Genomic DNA, 17881 nt, shown 5'->3' with positions numbered 1-17881 from the left:
GCGTCCAGCAACTCTTATCTTAAAAACCACTATTTGCAGGGTGCCGCCATCTACAGGAAATCGTCTTTAAGTCGGTTGATGTGCTGAACACACACTGAACGGTAAACTTTTATAACAGAATGGCAAAATTGCACAACCGTTAAGATGAAAAAAAACCGTATCAGTCACAAATTCCATGGATAATTTCAATTCCCCGGCTCTTGCGCAATCGAAAGTTCCTGGAGGCTAACCTCAGCTTTCAGCATGTCCTGGCGGGCCTGCAGTGACAGCCGGTCATAGGTCGCCAGATTGGGTGTTCTAAGGGCCTTTTCCAGATAATCCACGGCCTGGTGAAGGTTCCCCTGCGCGTACTGCAGCTCTGCAAGTGCCCGATAGGCCTCAGATTCCAGGCCAAGAGCATTCGCCGCCTGGGCGTAGGGCCGAAAGAGGTGAAATTGCTCAGGGTATTTGCGCAGGGTGGATTTGAGCAGACGTAAGGCGGGCTCGGGCTGCTGGAGGCGCAATAGAGACTCCGCAAAGAGTTCAATGAGCGGCAAATTGCCGGGAAACAGCGCCAGGCTCTGCTTTAGGAGGTCATGGGCCTTTTGGGGTTGATTTGCAGTGAGATCGAGCTGGGCCGCGCTGTAACGAAACAGTACGGGATGTTCGTTTGTCTTTACTAACTGGCTGAGTGCCTCCCGCGCAGTGTCGAAGTTTCCTTGTCCAGCGTCGCTCAGCGCCTGAAAGTATTGGGGGGCGAGCGGGTGGTGAGGGCTATGGGTTTTGGCCGCCGCAGAGCCGTGCCGTGTCGGCCAGGGCCTTTGGGTTAAGGCGGCGGTGCGGGCCTGGATCAGCGAGAAATAGGCGCTGTCACCGAATGCCTGGGGGCCGAATTGGGCGGCACGATTTCGGGCATCCGCAATCCGGCCCACGGTCAGTGGATGGGTACGCAGGAATTCCGGCGCCGAAAACTCTGTAAGCTGTTGTTTGTTCTGAAGTGTTTCAAAAAAATCCACCATGGCGTAGGGGCTGAAATTGGCATTGACCAGCATCTCCAGCCCAATATTATCGGCCTCCTGCTCGCTGCCGCGGGAGTGGGTGAGCTGCTGTTGAGCACTATTGGCGACGGCGCTTGCCAGCACCGCCTCTCCGACCTGTGGATTGGTGCCACCCAGCACCATGGCCGCGATTAATGCCCCCATGGTGGGCAGGCTCATACGCTGATTGTCCTGAAAGGCGCGCACCAGATGTCGCTGCGTGACGTGCGCAATCTCGTGTGCCATGACAGAGGCAAGTTCATCTTCGGTCTGCGCGGAGAGCAGTAAGCCGGTATGAATGCCAATGAAGCCGCCCGGACCTGCAAAGGCGTTGATGCTCGGGTCATCCACCAAAAACACCGTAATCGGCGCATGCTCGCCCTGCAGTGATGAGGCTAGCCGGTCTGCCAACCCCTGTAGATACGCGGTTGTGGGACGGTCATCGAGTAATTTGAGGCTGCCGCGCACGCTGCGCATAAATTCCTGTCCCAGCTGTTGTTCGGCGCGGGGAGAGAGCACGCTGCTACCGACTTTGCCGATATCGGGTAATTGGGCCGACAGGCTATCGGCCTGTATGCCGGCGGGGATAAGCAGGCAGCCAGTGAGCAGGGTGGTGAACAGCAGTTGAGGCAGTTGGCGCATTCTGGTGGGTGGACGGATTTCTTGGCTGAAGAATCTGGATTGATAAGGGTCGCAGGGAGTGTAACGTTTTGTCTCTGAGACGAACAATGTCGTTTACCGGTGGTGTGGTGCACGTGGACGGACGCCATTGAGACAGATGTCTTTCAGTGAAAGTTCGGTTTTGGCGCGACAGCTTGCGCGAAGGGGAGTCGGCACAGTACCGTTAGCATAGCCGTTATACTGATAGGCACTTGGCGTATAAAAGAAGTTTGGGTTGATTTTTGGTGTATAGTGCAATATAAGTTCACAGTTGAATTCTAATAAAGGGTGGTGTGCCCACTCTCCATTTAAATTGTAAGGAGCGAATAATGGCAAACTTTGATCAAGAACTGGACGCATCGGGCTTGAACTGCCCACTTCCTATCCTGCGTGCGAAAAAGGCACTGGGTGGCATGAGCGCCGGTCAGGTGCTGCATATCATCGCCACAGACCCGGGTGCCGTGAAGGATTTCGAGGCGTTTGCCAAGCAGACCGGTAATGTATTAGCAGAGTCACGTGAAGAAGGCGGCAAGTTTCATTTCCTGATGAAAAAGGGTTAATAATTGGCAGGTGACCTGCTTCGCGATGTTGTGATTTTTTGAGGAGGCTTAAGATGGCAGATAAAAAGTTGGCAATTATTGCCACCAAAGGTTCGTTGGATTGGGCATACCCGCCCTTCATCCTGGCCTCCACAGCAGCAGCGCTGGGTTACGAAGTACAGATATTCTGTACCTTTTACGGCCTGCAACTGTTGCGCAAAAAGATGGATATGAAAGTCACATCGTTGGGCAATCCCGGTATGCCCATGCCCATGCCCATGCCGGTGCTGATGCAGGCGCTGCCGGGCATGCAGTCGATGATGACGGTAATGATGAAGCAGAAGATGAAATCCAAAGGCGTGGCAAGTCTTGAAGAATTGCGTGATCTTTGTGTTGAGGCAGAAGTGAAATTGATCGCCTGTCAGATGACAGTGGATCTGTTTGAATTCAGCACCAGCGATTTCATTGATGGTATCGAATACGGTGGCGCTGCGACCTTCTTCGAATTTGCGGGTGAATCGGATATTTGTTTGTTTATCTGATCTCGCTCTAGGTAGATATAAAATAGATATAAAAAAGGGTGGCCCAAAGGGGTCACCCTTTTTTTTGCCGCTCAATAGCCACACGTTGTTTAAAACGGCGTGCTGATCCCTAGGCCAAACAGGTGTGCTGACAGCTTGTAGTTACCGTCAAAGGGTGTTGATGCATCGACCTTTCGGTCATCGGCCCTGACGTACAGATAGGAAAGCTCGATAGTCCAGTCGGCACGGTTGTGGGCTAGCCCAAGGCTGAGCGTTTGACGGTCATTGCCGGGTACTCGGGCAGAGAAGTAGGTGTCATTGCTCGGCGTCTCATCATAGGCATAGCCGGCCCGCAGTTGATTGGCGGGAGACAGTTCGTAAGTGGCGCCCACCCGGTATGCCAGGGCGTCATCCCAGTTATTGTCGCCATTGATGGGGTTGGGAATGCCGGGACTGCTGTGATGGATTTCAACCGTATCAAAGCTGCTCCAGCCGGTCTTTTCCACATCAAACTCGACCGCCAGTTTGTCGTCGACCTTGTAGCGGGCGCCGATCTGTAACAGGCTGGGGAATTCGATGCTTGCCTCCGCGTCCGATTTTGTTGAACCCACGGCGGTGGCATCGACCTCACCCTCAATAGTGACCTTCACTCTGGAGCGGTACGCGAGCCCCAGGCTCCAGTCTTTTTGCGTATGCAGCAGGCCGATGTTCCAGCCGTAATCCTGACCGTCACCAGAGATGCGAATCGCCTGGGTGTTGAAGACCAGATCCAGAACACGATAATTATCCAGCCCAAAGGCGATGCTGGTCTGGGCATCGAGGCGATAGGCAAGGTTGGGATTCAGGTTAAGCATCTCCAGCTTGCTGTGTTCGGGCTCAAGCGGATCTGCTCCGCCGGCAAAGGCGGCGAAGGTCTCGTCTGGCCATTTGGTCTCCAGTCCAAACGGCGCATTGATGCCCAGCCCCCAGGACCAGTTGCTGTTGATGGGGTTTGTCACAAACAGATTGGGCACTGCAATGCTGTCTTTGCCCTGACTGTCTGAGGCGGTTCCGGACTCGGGGTTGACGCTGATGTCCGGTTGCACGATCACCACGCCCGCCAGCAGCAGCCCCCCTTTCTGTACCGCCATCGTCGCGGGGTTGTAGGGCAATGCGCCAGGTAAATCGGGGTTGGCAACCACCGCGCCGGAAAGCGACGTGCCGGCAATGGATATTTCGGGTAATCGAAAACCGGAGGCCATGGCAGAAAGGCTCAACACACTACAGCACAGGAATGTGCCAGCTTGCAAAATGCGGGTTTTGTCAGACATGAGAATGCGGACTCCGTGTTCGTCAAAAAATAGCCGTTAAGATTCGCGGCTATTAAATCACAAAAAAAGCACGGCGATGCTGCAGTATGTCAGTAAAAATGGGTGGAATGGAGTCGTTTTTATGGAAAATATAAGAACAGGCTAATATTCAGAAAATGCTAACTAATAAATTGTTTATACGCTTATTTAATAATTCGTCTATATTCCTCTGTATTCTTTGTTGACAGGGAGTCAACGCGCTCACAATATGGGCGGAGAATTTGTGTGGGAACGTCTATAACAAGATTCGCAGTAATCATATAACGGAGGCGGTAAATGAAACGAGCAACCAAGAATCTACTGGCAGTAGCGGTAACGGCAGCGATGTGTGCGCCGATGGCGGCGATGGCGACCAATGGTTATTTTGGCCACGGTATTGGTATGAAGTCCATGGGCATGGCCGGTGCCGGCATCGCCATGGCTCAGGACTCGCTGGCCTCTGCGACGAATCCCGCCTCAGCGGCACTGGTAGGCAATCGTATCGATTTTGGTTTGAACCTGTTTATGCCTGATCGTGAATCAACGGTTTCGGGTGCTGGTGCTCCTGGAGCAAATGGTACCTATGACGGTAATGAAACGGCCATGTTTCCCATCCCCGAGTTTGGTTACAACCGGGATCTGGGAAATGACATGGCCTTTGCGCTGACCGTTGTCGGTCGTGGTGGTATGAACACCGACTACGATAATGAATTTTCTATATTTAGTGGCGGTAGTGGCGAAAAGCCGGGAATCGATCTCGCGCAACTTTATATCTCGCCGACTTTCGCAATGAAACTCAATCAGGATCACTCGGTGGGTGTGACGCTGAATGCAATCTACCAACGCTTTAAGGCCGAAGGTTTGGAAGGTTTCGGTATCCCATCGAGCACGGGTTATGATACTTCGACAGGCTTCAGCCTTGGCCTTGGTTGGACAGGAAAACTTACACCCATGCTGACCGCTGGTGTCTCCTACACGACCAAGGCGGATATGAGCGAGTTCGACGATTACGCCGGCTTGTTTGCGGAACAGGGCGACTTTGATATCCCGGCTACGCTGGGCCTGGGCATTGCTGCCGAGGTAAATCCTGATGTGACTGTCGCCTTTGACGTGACCAAGATTTATTACAGTGGTGTAGCCTCAATTAACAATCCCCTGGTGGTTCCCCCTGCACTGGGCACAGATAATGGTGCCGGTTTTGGTTGGGAAGACATGACGGTCTATAAACTGGGCGTGTCATGGAAGTATCAGAGTGATCTGGTGCTTCGAGCAGGCTGGAATCATGGCGAACAGCCGATTCCCTCGTCGGAGACTCTATTTAATATCCTTGCCCCCGGGGTGGTGGAAGATCATTTGACCTTCGGCGCTACCTGGACCTTGGCGAATAAATCGGAATTGACGCTGATGTATATGCATGCCTTGGAAAATGAGGTTAAGGGTTCCGGTTCAATCCCCGCTGCATTTGGTGGTGGCGAAGCAGATATCAAGATGTCACAAAACGCCATCGGTATCGCCTACGGTTGGGATCTGTAATACGCCCGGTCGTATGATATGAGTCAAGATAAAAGGGGCATGTATTACATGTCCCTTTTTCTTTGCCTGAATGTTTATTGATTATGTTTATGGAGATTACCGAAATGTTTATTCGAAGATTTCGTGATGTGATGGTAGCGGCTTTGTTGCTGGGTACGGCCGGTATTTTACAGGCAGCAGAATTGCTGAAGCCCTTCGTGCTGGCATCCGCCGGGACAGGTGATGTTGTCACTGTGGCGGAGGATGTAAAAGCCAGGCTGACGGCGGCAGGGTTTGAACTGGCGGGAGAATACTCGCCGTACGACACCGCGCATATCCTGATTGTGACCTCGGAGGCGCTGAAAACCGCAGCGGCAAAATCCGAGTTTGGAGGCTACGCGGCGGGACAGCGTGTGTCGATCACCAAGGTGGGCGATGAGGTGCAGGTAGCCTACACCAATCCGGTTTATATGAGCCATGCCTACCGCATGGAGGCCGACCTGCAGGGGACGGCGGATAAGCTGAAGACTGCGCTGGGCGCCATGCAGCAGTATGGTCCGGCCGACGGCATGAAACCGGAGGATATTCGCAAATACCACTATATGTTTGGCATGGAATATTTTGACGAGCCGAGCCTGCTGGCAGAATATAAATCCCATGATGAAGCGATGTCGATGGTGGAAAAATCACTGGCGGCCGGCAAAGGTGGTGTTTCAAAGGTCTACCGTATTGATGTGCCCGGTAAAGATGAATCCGTGTTCGGTGTGCATATGTCCGAGGGTTGCAGTGCTGACAAGTTCGTCATGGGCTATATTGATTTTAAGCCGGTACGCTCAACGGCCCATTTGCCCTATGAGATGCTGGTTTCCGGGAACAAGGTCTATGCGCTGTATGCCCGTTTTCGTATCGCGATCAACTTTCCGGATTTGAAGATGATGGGTGCAAACAGTTTCTTCAAGATCATGTGCGCGCCCGATGCGATTGAAGAGGCATTGATGCTTGCGGCCGGCTCGAAAAAGGTCACGTATGAGGATGACCTATAAGCCGGCTTGGTAACGGCTGCTGACTGGGTTACTTGATCAGCAGTCGATCCAGCAAACCCTTTCTGGATTCGGCGTAGGTTTTTAGCAGCGCAGAGATGTTTTTGTGATTTTCGTTGGTGGCGATATCAACGGCGTTATCGCCCAGCAGGTTCGCGTGAGTGATGTCGGCATTGTTCTGTAATAGCAGGTCGGTCGTTTTTGGGAATCCCCCTTTTACGGCCAGTTGTAAGGCGTTATTACCGGTTTTATTTGCCGCGTCCACTTCCGCCCCGGCATCCAGTAGCGCCTGCAATACAGGATAGTTGCCACGCATGGCGGCAAAATGCATGGCAGTGTTTCCTTTGCTGCTGACTTGTTTGAGATTTGCGCCGCGATTGATTAACCACAGGGCCAGTTCCTGATAGTCACCCTTGATGGCACGCATCAACGGTGTCTGTCCGGAATTGTCGGCGGCATCAATGTCGGCACCATTTTTTACCAGCAGCTTGCAAACAACGAGGTGTCCGCTATTGGCGGCATACCACAAAACGGTGTGGCCCTGTTTGTCACTGGCATTGATGGCTGCGCCATATTTTAATAATAATTGGGCAATGTCCTGATAACCGAGACTGGCGGCGATACTTAACGCGGTGCGGCCATCATGGGATTTTATATTGGGGTTGGCGCTATTTTCCAGAAGGTAACGCACCTCCGCCTGGTGGCGCATGAGGGTTGCCCATGCAAGTGGGGTGCGTCCATCGTTATCGTGAGCATCCATCTGTGCGCCACGCTCATGCAGCACTCGTAGTGCCTCAAGTCGCCCGCGCCGTGCGGCCCATGCGAGGGCGGACAGGCCTGCTGTGTCGCGATGGTTGATGGCGGCATTGTGTTGCAAAATGGCCTGCACCACATCCTTGTCGCCACTCCAGGCGGCGTAAATCAGTGCAGTGCGCCCATCCTCATCGGTTGCGTTGATGTTGTGGGGTTGCTGGAGTCGTTCGATAACCGCCGAGGCCTGGCCGCGCCAGGCAGCGTACATGAGCTCCGTCCAGCTGCCGTAGAGGTGGGTGTCGTCGGATTTTGTGGCGGACATTGCGGGCGTTGAAAGCAGCAGTAAAATAATCAGCAGCGGGCCGACAATAAACGGGATGTTTAACCTGGATCCATGGCTTAACCTCGGATTCAGGTTTATGGCAGAAATCGCCCGAAGCCTGTTGTGTGTGTGAATGTCTAACATCTTGCCGAATCCTATGGTATTCGTTCTCAGTATCTACCTATCGGCGCATTATGCACAGTCTGTGCACAGTCTGTGCACAGTCTGTGCACAGTCTGTTGTGAGCCCGGTCTGGCAGCTTTATACTATGAAAGCATACTGCAGCTGGCTTTAATCGAAAACCTTAATATGCAGTTGTCATTGTTTTGTGCCAGATTGTTTTGTGTCAGATTGATAAAGCCCATCTTGTTGTTTGTGAATGAATATCTATGCGAAGTCCTGCCTTGAGAATACCGACATTATCGACTGGAAGACTGTCCTTTCCAGGCAAAGCCAGCCTTTGCCGTGCATTTCTTGTGTCGATATTATTGTTGCCAGCTCTCGTCGTTGGTGATGGTTCTACGCAAAACGAAACTACGCCGATCCCCGCCGCCTTTGCATTATATAAAGAAATGGCAGAGCAGGGTGATGTGGAGGCGCAGTTCAATCTCGGTATGATGTGTGAAACGGGGTGGAGTGTTCCGGTCGACTATAAAAAGGCGGTTCGCTGGTACCGCGAGGCCGCGAATCAAGGGCATGCCAATGCACAAATCCGTTTGGGTATGTTGTATTACCTGGGGATTGGTACCCAGCAGAGTGAGATCAGGGGACAGAAATGGATTCGCGAGGCGGCAAAACAGAATAATGCATTAGCCAATGCGATTTACAAAAAGGTGTTTTCTGATGAGGTACCGAATGCCCTGGTGCCGGCGGCCACGATCAAACGCGTGCGCGACGTATACCTGAAGGACGAAAAGCGGGCGCTGGTAGAGCTGGAACGTATGGTAAGCGATGCCAGACAACAGGATGCCCGGGCCGAAAAACTAAAACAAGAGAGCACCATGCGTGAGAGGCGGCTGCAACGATTGGCGGACGGTTCGCTTAAACCCGAGTTTTCTGTGCCGGCTGAGGCGGAGCGCATTAAAAATGTGGTACCGGGTTTTATCGGCGATGCCTCGTTGGAGGAAAACCGTACCCTGGCACGCGGCAGCGTTGCGACGATTCGTTTGCAGGCAGAAAAGGGGCTGGCGAGCGCCCAGTACAATCTCGGTCGAATGTATGAGCTGGGTATTAAACTGCCCGTTGATAAACGGCAGGCTATGGAATGGTACAGAAAGTCTGCGCTGCAGGACTATGCCGATGCAGAATACCGCCTGGGTATTGCGCTGCTGTATGGTGTGGGGGTAGCTCAAGATGAGGTACAGGGAAAACAGTGGTTAACCAAGGCCGCCAAACACCAGCACCCCGTGGCCCAAAAACTGGTTGAGGGTATGCGAAATGGGCTGGAGTCGGCCACGGTATCGCTTTCGGCCAGTTGGTATCTTGAGCGCGCCCTGGGCGGCGATGCAAAATCTTCTTTTCATCTGGGGAAGTTGTATCAATATGGCTGGGGTGTGGAGCCCGATCGCAATGAGGCGATTAAATGGTATCAACGCGCAAGTAGTTTAGGTTTTAAGGAGACGGACGCGGTGCTGGTAGACCTGATGTCGGAACCCACGACAACCGTCGATCGGGTCACCAAGAGTAATGCACTGGAAGCACTGCTGGAAAAGTTTTCCCTGCCGGTTTGGCTGGCGCATCCGGGGGTGATTGCCCTGTTGATAGGTGTCGTGCTCTGGCTGGTCTTTTTTCGCGGAGGATTCCGCAAGCGTAAAAGTGGTGAGCGGGAAGAAGAGATCCAGGAGATTTGAACCTGGCTTGCTGTATGGGTTGCTGTCCTGGTTGCCTAAAACGTTCCGAACTTGGTTTCGATTTCGATGCCCAGCTCTTTCAGCATGGGAGTGGGTAGAATCCCGCCGGCGCAGACAATCACCGCATCGTTTGCAATCTCGATTTCACCATCTTCGGTGTTGATGGTGACGGTTTTTTCACCAAGATGTTTCACGGTTGTTGATAAGAGCAGGTTCAGGCGGCCATTTTTTTCCTCGGTGCTGACCTGATCGACGACCTTTGGGTTGGCCTTGCCGAAGTTTTTACTGCGATAGGACAGGCTAACCGTGGTGCCGGGCTCCTGGGCGATGGCGACGGCGGCCTCCAGGGCGCTATTGCCGCCTCCCACGACGAGTACGTGCTGGTTGCGGTATTGCGCGGCATCATCCAATCGGTAGACCACCTTGTTTTGGTCTTCGCCCGGCACACCCAATTTGCGCGGTGTACCGCGACGGCCAATGCTGAGCAATACGGTTTTTGTGTGATAGGTGTCTTTGTAGGTTTTGACGATATAGCCGTCACTGGTTTTTTCAATGCCGTCCATACGTTCCTGGTAATTGATGCGTACGCCGGTACGTTGTTCTGCACTTTTCCAGAAATCGATCAGTTTTTCCTTGGTGGTGGTGGAAAATTTTACCTGACCGATCATGGGCAGTAATACGGGGGCGGTTAGCACAACCTTTCCCCGGGGAAAATGCGCGACGGTGCCGCCGAGTGTCTCCTGTTCCAGGGTGACGTACTTCAACTTATGTTGGTGTGCATCAAGGCTGGCGGAAAAGCCTGCAGGCCCCGCGCCGATAATGACGACATCGTAGGGTACGTTGGCCTGGGAGTTGCCGATGATCTTGCGCACACTTTCCATCGCCTGACGTCCCTGCTCGATGGCATTGCGAATCAGCCCCATGCCGCCGAGTTCACCCGCTACAAACAGGCCGGGCACGTTGGTCTCAAAGTTGGGGTTCAATACCGGAATGTCGACCCCCTGTTTTTCATTGCCGAGCACAAGGGTAATCGCATTGGGGGGACAGGATGTTTTGCAGGCGCCATGGCCAATACAGTGACTGGGATCGACGAGGTGTGCCTTTTCGCGAATGATGCCAAGCACCTTTCCCTCCGGGCAGGCATCGACACAGGTCCCACAGCCCAGGCAGAGATTGTGGTCGATAACGGGGTGCAGTGAAACGGGAGGTTGGGTAAAACCCGCCTGCTTGCTGGCGAGCAGGATCTCCTGGCTACGCTGATCACGGCGCGATTTGGCCCGCTTGTAGATTAGCCATGCGAGCGTAATGGGAATGAGAAAGGTGAGTATTTTATAGGCGTCATCGGCACCCACCACCGACAGCAGGTAAAGGATGTCGGCAAAAAAACCAGACTGCGATTCCATAATTATTCGTCTATCCGGCCATAAAAATAACAGGTTTTCATGGGCTTGAAGGAAATTCCATTTTGTGGCTCGTATTACCCTAATCGCAGTAGGTCGGGGCGACCCGCCAGCTAATTAAAATCAAGCACTTGTGCCGCAAACATATCGCATTTTCTAAGGAAAAGGCAAATAAGATGATGGCGTTGACAAACCGTGGGGGCTGGGAGATAAGGGGGGCGAGGCATTCGAGCTGGAACGAGGTATGCCGGTATTGTGGGTCTTTTCTCGCTGCCAGTGGTCTGTTTCAGGATCGATCAGTAACTACGGGTATATAAAAAGGATTAGGAGACATTATGAGCACGCTATCTTTTACGGCATGGATACGACATCCGGGCACGATTTTATTGATCATCGGCATAGTGATCATGGTTGTGGTGATGACGGAGCCCTCACGTCAGTCCGCAAATGGGTCCCCAGGCATCGGTTCACCTGCGGCAGCGAATAGTGTCCCAATGGCCGGCAAGCCCAGGTTGGGGGGAGAATTACCGAAAATCGTGCGGCAATTTGCAGCACCCGCTGCCGCCACGGGCCCAGCCGCAGCAACGGCTCAGGCACCGGACCTGAGCAGCCTGCTGGGTCGGTTAGAGGACAAGGTCAAGACGGATCCCGCCAATATCAGTAACCGTCTGTTGTTGGCGCAAACCTATAATGAATTGGGCCTTGGCGATAAGGCGCTGGCCGAAGCGCGCGCAGCCCGGGTGCAGGCGCCGGAGCATGACCGTGCACAGCTGGTTCTGGCATCAATACTCAGCTCCCGGCAAAACGAGGCTGAGCTTAATGAGGCAAAGACCTTATTGGATGCCCTGAAGCTTAATGATAAAATTCAGCAATATCTGGTGGCGATGTATCTCGGCGATGCCTTTATCCGCCTGGGCGATCATGACGCCGCACTCAAGAGCTGGCAGCAGGCGCTGGAGAGCATGCCGGCCAGGGATAACCGCCGTCCACAAATCGAAAAACGTATCGCGGATATGAACACGGTATCACCGGACGCCTGATGTCAGGGTTGGGCTTGTTCGATGAGCGAAAATCAAACTATGCCGTTTTTGGCCGATATAGATACTGGATTCAAAACGTAGGTATGGGGTTGTTGTGATCATGGTTAATTTTCCTGGGCAGCAAAAGCTAGAGGCCGTGAATGCGGACAAGGAACCATCTTTTGGTGCCGGTGCTGAGTTGACCACTCCCAGCGATGCGCCCCCCAAAATCGACGCAAGAAAGCCTTCCGCAACACCCGCTGTAAACCCCGCAGAAGCAAAGGACTTATCCACAACGCCCTCTTTTTCGGCGGTTAAAATGTTGTCGGATCGGTACCCCTCTTTTGTCGCCAGCGCGAATAACGAGCGGTCAAAGCAGGAATCGCGTTATGTGTTGACCGTGTTAATACTAATTACCATCCTGGTTCTTGCAGCGTGGGCTGTCTGGGATCCGCGTTATTTTCATTCTGATAGTGACCTGATCTATAACATGGGGCTCACCGGTGGCGTATTGATGTTGCTCACCCTGATGTATGCCTTGCGCAAACGCCTGCGCTTTATGGGCAAGCTGGGTGATATGAATTCGTGGTACTACGCCCATCTTACTGCGGGTGTTCTTGGTCCGGTGCTGATCATCTTTCACAGTTCTTTTACCATGAAGGCGCTCAATAGCTCGGTGGCCTTTATTGCGATGCTGTGCGTGATAGCCAGCGGCATTTTTGGACGCTACATCTATACCCGAATTGGTTACATGGTGCATGAACGTTTGCTCCAGATCCGCGATACCGAAGAGCGGCTGGCGAGTACCATGCAAAAATTCAAGGACGGTGGTTTTGACAGGATTGAAAAATCGTTGACGGCACTGGCCGTGTCGGTGGTGAATATGCCGCAGTCACTGTTTCACATGCCGGGACGATTTCTTGCATTACGTGCCAGATCGGCAAAATGTTATCTTGAGGGTGTCCAGCAGATCTCGCAGTTACTGAAAAAACGTGCCTTGCAGGAAGGCTGGGATAAAACCACGTACCGTGCTGAACTGGCGAAGGAAAAGCGCATTTTGCGGGACTACATCAATGCCTTGGTGCAGATCGGGAAGTTTCATTTTTATGAACGTCTGCTGGTCGGCTGGCGAATCTTTCATATACCGCTGCTGTTTATTCTGTTCATTTCGGGCGGTGTGCATGTGTTTTCTGTGCACTGGTACTAACGATTTCTTAATGCGATCACCCCTGTTTTACAATCTCTCAATGATCGTCATGATGTGCAAACGAGCCTGGGTGTGAGACAGCCCCGCCATCCCCGGTCCGGCAGGCTGCTGGGCATTGCTGTCCTGTTTGTCGTCCTCTTTATTGGCAGTTTGCTGTCAGTGTCAGCGCTTGCGGCGCCAAGTCCCATCGAGCGCATGGAATTTCTGGTGATGCCCGGAGAGGTCATCAAAAAACACGCGCTTGTGGAGAAAAAATGTGACAAGTGCCATGCGGGGTTTGATCGCATGCAACAGAATAAACAGTGCATGGAGTGTCACAAAGAGGTTGCAAATGACCTCAAAAAGAAGCGCGGGTTTCACGGCAAGATTGCGAATATCAATGATCGGGAATGTCGTTCCTGTCATTCCGATCATCTTGGGCGGGATGCCGATATTGTTCAGCTTGATACCGACTTATTTAATCATAACGATACTGAATTCAAGCTGGCTGGCGCGCACCAGTCGGCAGACTGTGCTGTCTGTCATAAAAAGGCGGGCGTGTATCGACTGCCAGAGCGTGTCTGTCACGATTGTCATGCGGCGGATGATCAGCATAAAAAACGGATGGGGAAAAAGTGTGAAAACTGTCATGTGGAGAGCGATTGGCTGCCGGCATATTTCGACCATTCCCGTACCAAGTTTGAACTGAAGAACGCGCATCGTGAAGCGGCCTGTTACAACTGTCATGTGAACGAGCGTTACGATGACACGCCACGCAACTGTTATTTCTGCCATTTTCTGGATGATGTGCATAAAGGGGATCGCGGTATTCGTTGCCATGATTGCCATACTGACGAGCGTTGGTCACAGATTCCGTTTGATCATGAAAAAGATGCCGGGTTTGAACTGAAGGGTGGGCACGCAAGACTGCTGTGTAAAGATTGCCATCAGAAACATATGTTCAAGGACGAGGTTGAAACGACCTGTTTTGGCTGCCATGAAAATGATGACGCGCACTTCAAGCGTTATGGCAAGCGTTGTGATGTCTGTCATGTGGAAAAATCCTGGGTAAAGGTTGAGTTCGATCATAAAAATGACACGACTTTTCCACTAAAAGGAAAACACAAGGATTTGACCTGTGCGGTGTGTCACCGTGAAGTGTTGTTTGTTGAAAAAACGCCGAATACCTGTACCGAATGCCATCGCCTGGATGATTCCCATGAAGGGCAGGTCGGGGAGAAGTGTCAGACCTGTCATAACGAGGAGGGTTGGACCGAGCAGGTGGTTTTTGATCATCAGCTGACCAAGTTTCCGTTACATGAATCCCACATATTTCTGACCTGTGAGGACTGTCACGCCTCCAATAAATACAAGGCCGCCAAAGTGACCTGTATTTCGTGTCATGAAAAAGATGATACGCATGAAAAAAAGCTGGGTTCGCAATGTCAGCTATGCCATCGACCCTCGCAATGGATGGCGTGGGAGTTTGACCACAACAAGCAAACTGAGTATCCGCTTGATGGCAAACACGACGGGATGGACTGTCATGCCTGTCATCGGGATCCTGTAGAGGATAAATTCGACCTGCCCAAAAACTGTTTCAGCTGTCATCAAAAGGACGATGTACATCTCGGCCGTCTGGGCAAACAGTGTGAAACCTGCCATATCACTAAATCGTTTAAGGCGATCACCATTAAGTAGTCCGCGTGTTATTGCTGTAACTTCCCAGATTGACGCATTTATGACCATGTTATTGGTTGTTTTCCCGTCATCCCGCCAAGTCCTTATCACAAAAAATCAGTTGAGATATTACGAAAAGCGATTAACCTATGGTTATGCTCAAATATTAACCGGGTGGCGTCACGCATGCCTCTGGCATGGTTATGTCTAACTCGATGATGTTTTACCTGGGTTCGCGATTAAGCCACGGATTCAGGTTATAGATAGATAATTGCAGATTAGGGCTGTGATTATCCGCTTCTGGAAGCTGGCGGCAACGGGTAGAAAGGGCCGTGTAATGAGCCTCCGGGCGGTAGTGTCGCTCGGTAAATAAGCAATAAGAATGCAATAAGGATGGGCAGAATCAGGATGGTCGCTGTTAAGGGGGCAGGGATAGATTGGATCAGGCGGGCCGCCCGGTTTGCGTCCCTGCTGGGCCTGCTGTTTGCCGTTTTTCCCTTTATCTTCCTTGCTTCAGACATCGTCCCGTCGGCCCATGCGGCGACCGAGGTGCCGGATGTTACGACGTTCGATCATCTGGTCACCGGCTTTCCGTTAGAGGGGCAGCATGACGTTATCGACTGTGAGGCCTGCCACATCGGTGGTGTCTTTGAAGTCTTGCCTACGCAATGCGAGGCCTGCCACGACGGTGTAGTGGCGATTGGCTTTTCGCCCACACATATCCCCATCACGGCCTCTTGCGATGCCTGCCATACCGCGGAGGGTTTTGCGGTTTCTGCGGTGATGGATCACAGCACCATTGGCGATGCGCTGTGTGCGTCCTGTCATGATGGCGTAACTGCAACCGGCGTCTCACCGACCCATATCCCCGTACCCACCGCTCTGGCGTGTGATGTCTGTCATGTCACCACGACCTGGGTGGTGGCGGCGTTTGATCATGCGCAGGTGGTCGAGCAGGACTGTGCGACCTGTCATAACGGCAGCTTTGCGACGGGCAAGAATCCCACCCATATCACTACCACGGCGGTTTGTGAGAGTTGCCATACCAGCAGTGCATGGGTGCCGGTGACCACGGTCGACCACACCCAGGTCCTCGGCACCTGTGAGTCCTGTCATGACGGCGTGATTGCCATTGGTAAGGGCGCGAACCATCTGCCGACGGTACTGACCTGCAGTACCTGCCATGTTGTCGATAACTGGACAGTGAGCAGCTTTGATCACAGTACCACTGCGGAGGCCTGCGCCGTCTGTCACGATGGCGTGATCGCCAGCGGCGTGGGCGCGACCCACATTGCCGCCAGCAATCAGTGTGATGCCTGCCATGTGAATAGCGCCTGGGTGCCCGTCACCACGGTGGATCACAGTCAGGTCATCGGTAGCTGTGATTCCTGTCATGACGGGGTGATTGCCACCGGTAAGGGCGGCAACCATATTCCCACCACGGCGATCTGTAATACCTGCCACAGCACGACAGACTGGGTCGTTTCACCGTTTGATCATTCGACCACGAGCATCGATGTCTGTGTCACCTGTCATGACGGTAGCCTGGCCTCGGGCATCAGTGCCGAACACATCTCCATTGCCACCAACGCCTGTGAGGCTTGCCACAATACAACGGCGTGGACGCAGGTCGATACGGTGGATCACAGCATCGTGGTGGGCACCTGCGAGTCCTGCCATAACGGTGCGGTCTCAACGGGCAAAGGCGTCAATCACATCCCCACGACGGAAGCCTGTGACATTTGCCATACCACCACCGACTGGCAGGTGAGCGCCTTTGATCACACCGGCGTTACCGAGACCTGTGTGACCTGTCACGATGCCGTTCGTGCCTCTGGTAAATCGGCCAGCCATATCGATACCACTGATCTGTGCGAGGCCTGTCATGTGAACACGGGCTGGGTGCCGGTCAATCCGCTGGTGGATCATGCCCAGGTGCTGGGGGCCTGCGCGTCCTGCCACGATGGGGTGATCTCCACCGGCAAGGGCGTCAATCACATTCCCACCGCGGCCGCGTGTGATACCTGCCACAGCACCACGGACTGGCTGGTGCCGGTGTTTGATCACGCGACGACCGCCGAGACCTGTATCAGTTGTCACAACGGCGCTTCTGCCACCGGCAAGACCGCCACGCACATCACTACCACCGATATCTGCGAGGCCTGTCATGTGGACACGGCCTGGGTGCCTGCGACCAGCGTGGATCACGCCCAGGTGCTGGGGGCCTGTGAGTCCTGCCACGACGGGGTGATTTCTACCGCTAAGGGCGTCAATCACATCCCTACCACGGCCGCGTGTGATACCTGCCACAGCACCACGGACTGGCTGGTGCCGGTGTTTGATCACACGACGACCGCCGAGACCTGCATCACTTGTCACACTGGCACTTTTGCCACCGGTAAGACGGCGACGCACATTAATAGCACGGATGTCTGCGAGGCCTGCCATGTGGATACGGGCTGGGTGCCGGTCAATCCGTTGGTGGATCACAGCCAGGTCATCGGTAGCTGTGAGTCTTGCCACGACGGCGTGATCGCCATCGGTAAGTCCGCCACCCATATTCCCACCACGGAGACGTGTAATACCTGCCACAGCACGGTCGACTGGCAGGTGGCCTCGTTTGATCACTCCAATACCAGTGAGACCTGCATCACCTGTCACAACGGCACCACTGCCACCGGCAAGACGGCCACGCACATCAACAGCACTGATATTTGCGAGGCCTGCCACGTGAGCACCGCCTGGGTGCCGGTCAACCCACTAGTGGATCACAGCCAGGTCATCGGCAGCTGTGACTCATGTCACGATGGCGTGATCGCCACCGGTAAGTCCGCCACGCATATCAACAGCACCGGTATCTGCGAGGCCTGTCATGTGGACACAGCCTGGGTGCCGGTCAACCCGCTGGTGGATCATAGCCAGGTCATTGGCAGCTGTGACTCCTGTCACGATGGCGTGATCGCCACCGGTAAGTCCGCGACGCATATCACCAGCACCGACATCTGCGAGGCCTGTCATGTGGACACAGCCTGGGTGCCGGTCAACCCGCTGGTGG

13 protein-coding genes are annotated in these 17881 nt (G+C 53.4%); 9 read left to right on the top strand and 4 right to left on the bottom strand.

The annotated features are described in order from the left end of the window. Positions 1–185: 185 nt before the first annotated feature. A complete protein-coding gene (locus RRB22_07615) occupies positions 186–1658 on the bottom strand; it encodes a M48 family metalloprotease (protein MDT8384266.1) in 1473 nt (490 codons plus the stop codon). Between the two features lie 347 nt (positions 1659–2005). On the opposite strand from RRB22_07615, the gene RRB22_07610 reads away from it, so the two are divergent. Together RRB22_07610 and RRB22_07605 are read left to right on the top strand one after the other, a co-directional pair. Continuing rightward, positions 2006–2236: a sulfurtransferase TusA family protein gene (locus tag RRB22_07610; protein MDT8384265.1), complete on the top strand. Its 231-nt coding sequence runs from the start codon at positions 2006–2008 to the stop codon at positions 2234–2236. Between the two features lie 53 nt (positions 2237–2289). Then, the gene (locus tag RRB22_07605; protein ID MDT8384264.1) at positions 2290–2757 is read left to right on the top strand and encodes a DsrE/DsrF/DrsH-like family protein; all 468 of its coding nucleotides are present in this window, start codon (positions 2290–2292) and stop codon (positions 2755–2757) included. Between the two features lie 89 nt (positions 2758–2846). Here RRB22_07605 and RRB22_07600 read toward each other — a convergent pair whose 3' ends face one another. Continuing rightward, a complete protein-coding gene (locus tag RRB22_07600; protein MDT8384263.1) occupies positions 2847–4046 on the bottom strand; it encodes an outer membrane protein transport protein in 1200 nt (399 codons plus the stop codon). 315 nt (positions 4047–4361) lie between these two features. Between RRB22_07600 and RRB22_07595 the strand changes: the two genes are divergently transcribed. Together RRB22_07595 and RRB22_07590 are read left to right on the top strand one after the other, a co-directional pair. Then, complete coding sequence (locus RRB22_07595; protein MDT8384262.1) at positions 4362–5597, top strand: outer membrane protein transport protein; 1236 nt, start codon at positions 4362–4364, stop codon at positions 5595–5597. A gap of 104 nt (positions 5598–5701) precedes the next feature. Next, the gene (locus RRB22_07590) at positions 5702–6619 is read left to right on the top strand and encodes a hypothetical protein (GenBank protein ID MDT8384261.1); all 918 of its coding nucleotides are present in this window, start codon (positions 5702–5704) and stop codon (positions 6617–6619) included. Positions 6620–6647: 28 nt separating this feature from the next. Here RRB22_07590 and RRB22_07585 read toward each other — a convergent pair whose 3' ends face one another. Beyond that, positions 6648–7691: an ankyrin repeat domain-containing protein gene (locus RRB22_07585; GenBank protein MDT8384260.1), complete on the bottom strand. Its 1044-nt coding sequence runs from the start codon at positions 7689–7691 to the stop codon at positions 6648–6650. 389 nt (positions 7692–8080) lie between these two features. Here RRB22_07585 and RRB22_07580 point away from each other — a divergent pair, with 389 nt between their 5' ends. Continuing rightward, positions 8081–9541, top strand: a complete 1461-nt coding sequence (locus tag RRB22_07580) for a tetratricopeptide repeat protein (protein MDT8384259.1) — start codon at positions 8081–8083, stop codon at positions 9539–9541. A 35-nt stretch (positions 9542–9576) separates the two neighbouring features. Here RRB22_07580 and RRB22_07575 read toward each other — a convergent pair whose 3' ends face one another. Beyond that, the gene (locus RRB22_07575) at positions 9577–10944 is read right to left on the bottom strand and encodes an NAD(P)-binding domain-containing protein (GenBank protein MDT8384258.1); all 1368 of its coding nucleotides are present in this window, start codon (positions 10942–10944) and stop codon (positions 9577–9579) included. A 332-nt stretch (positions 10945–11276) separates the two neighbouring features. Between RRB22_07575 and RRB22_07570 the strand changes: the two genes are divergently transcribed. From RRB22_07570 to RRB22_07555, 4 genes are all read left to right on the top strand, one after another. Next, entirely contained in the window at positions 11277–11981 is a 705-nt protein-coding gene (locus RRB22_07570) for a hypothetical protein (protein MDT8384257.1), read from the top strand. A 100-nt stretch (positions 11982–12081) separates the two neighbouring features. After that, positions 12082–13167: a hypothetical protein gene (locus tag RRB22_07565; GenBank protein MDT8384256.1), complete on the top strand. Its 1086-nt coding sequence runs from the start codon at positions 12082–12084 to the stop codon at positions 13165–13167. Positions 13168–13239: 72 nt separating this feature from the next. Further along, a complete protein-coding gene (locus RRB22_07560; protein MDT8384255.1) occupies positions 13240–14847 on the top strand; it encodes a cytochrome C in 1608 nt (535 codons plus the stop codon). A gap of 387 nt (positions 14848–15234) precedes the next feature. Beyond that, positions 15235–17881: cytochrome C (locus RRB22_07555; protein MDT8384254.1), on the top strand; the 2647-nt coding region annotated here is incomplete at its 3' end.

The organism is Gammaproteobacteria bacterium (genome assembly GCA_032250735.1).
Classification (GTDB): domain Bacteria; phylum Pseudomonadota; class Gammaproteobacteria; order SZUA-152; family SZUA-152; genus SZUA-152.
The sequence above is the reverse complement of the archived record's forward strand: the minus strand, read 5'-3'. Positions and strand labels throughout refer to the sequence as shown.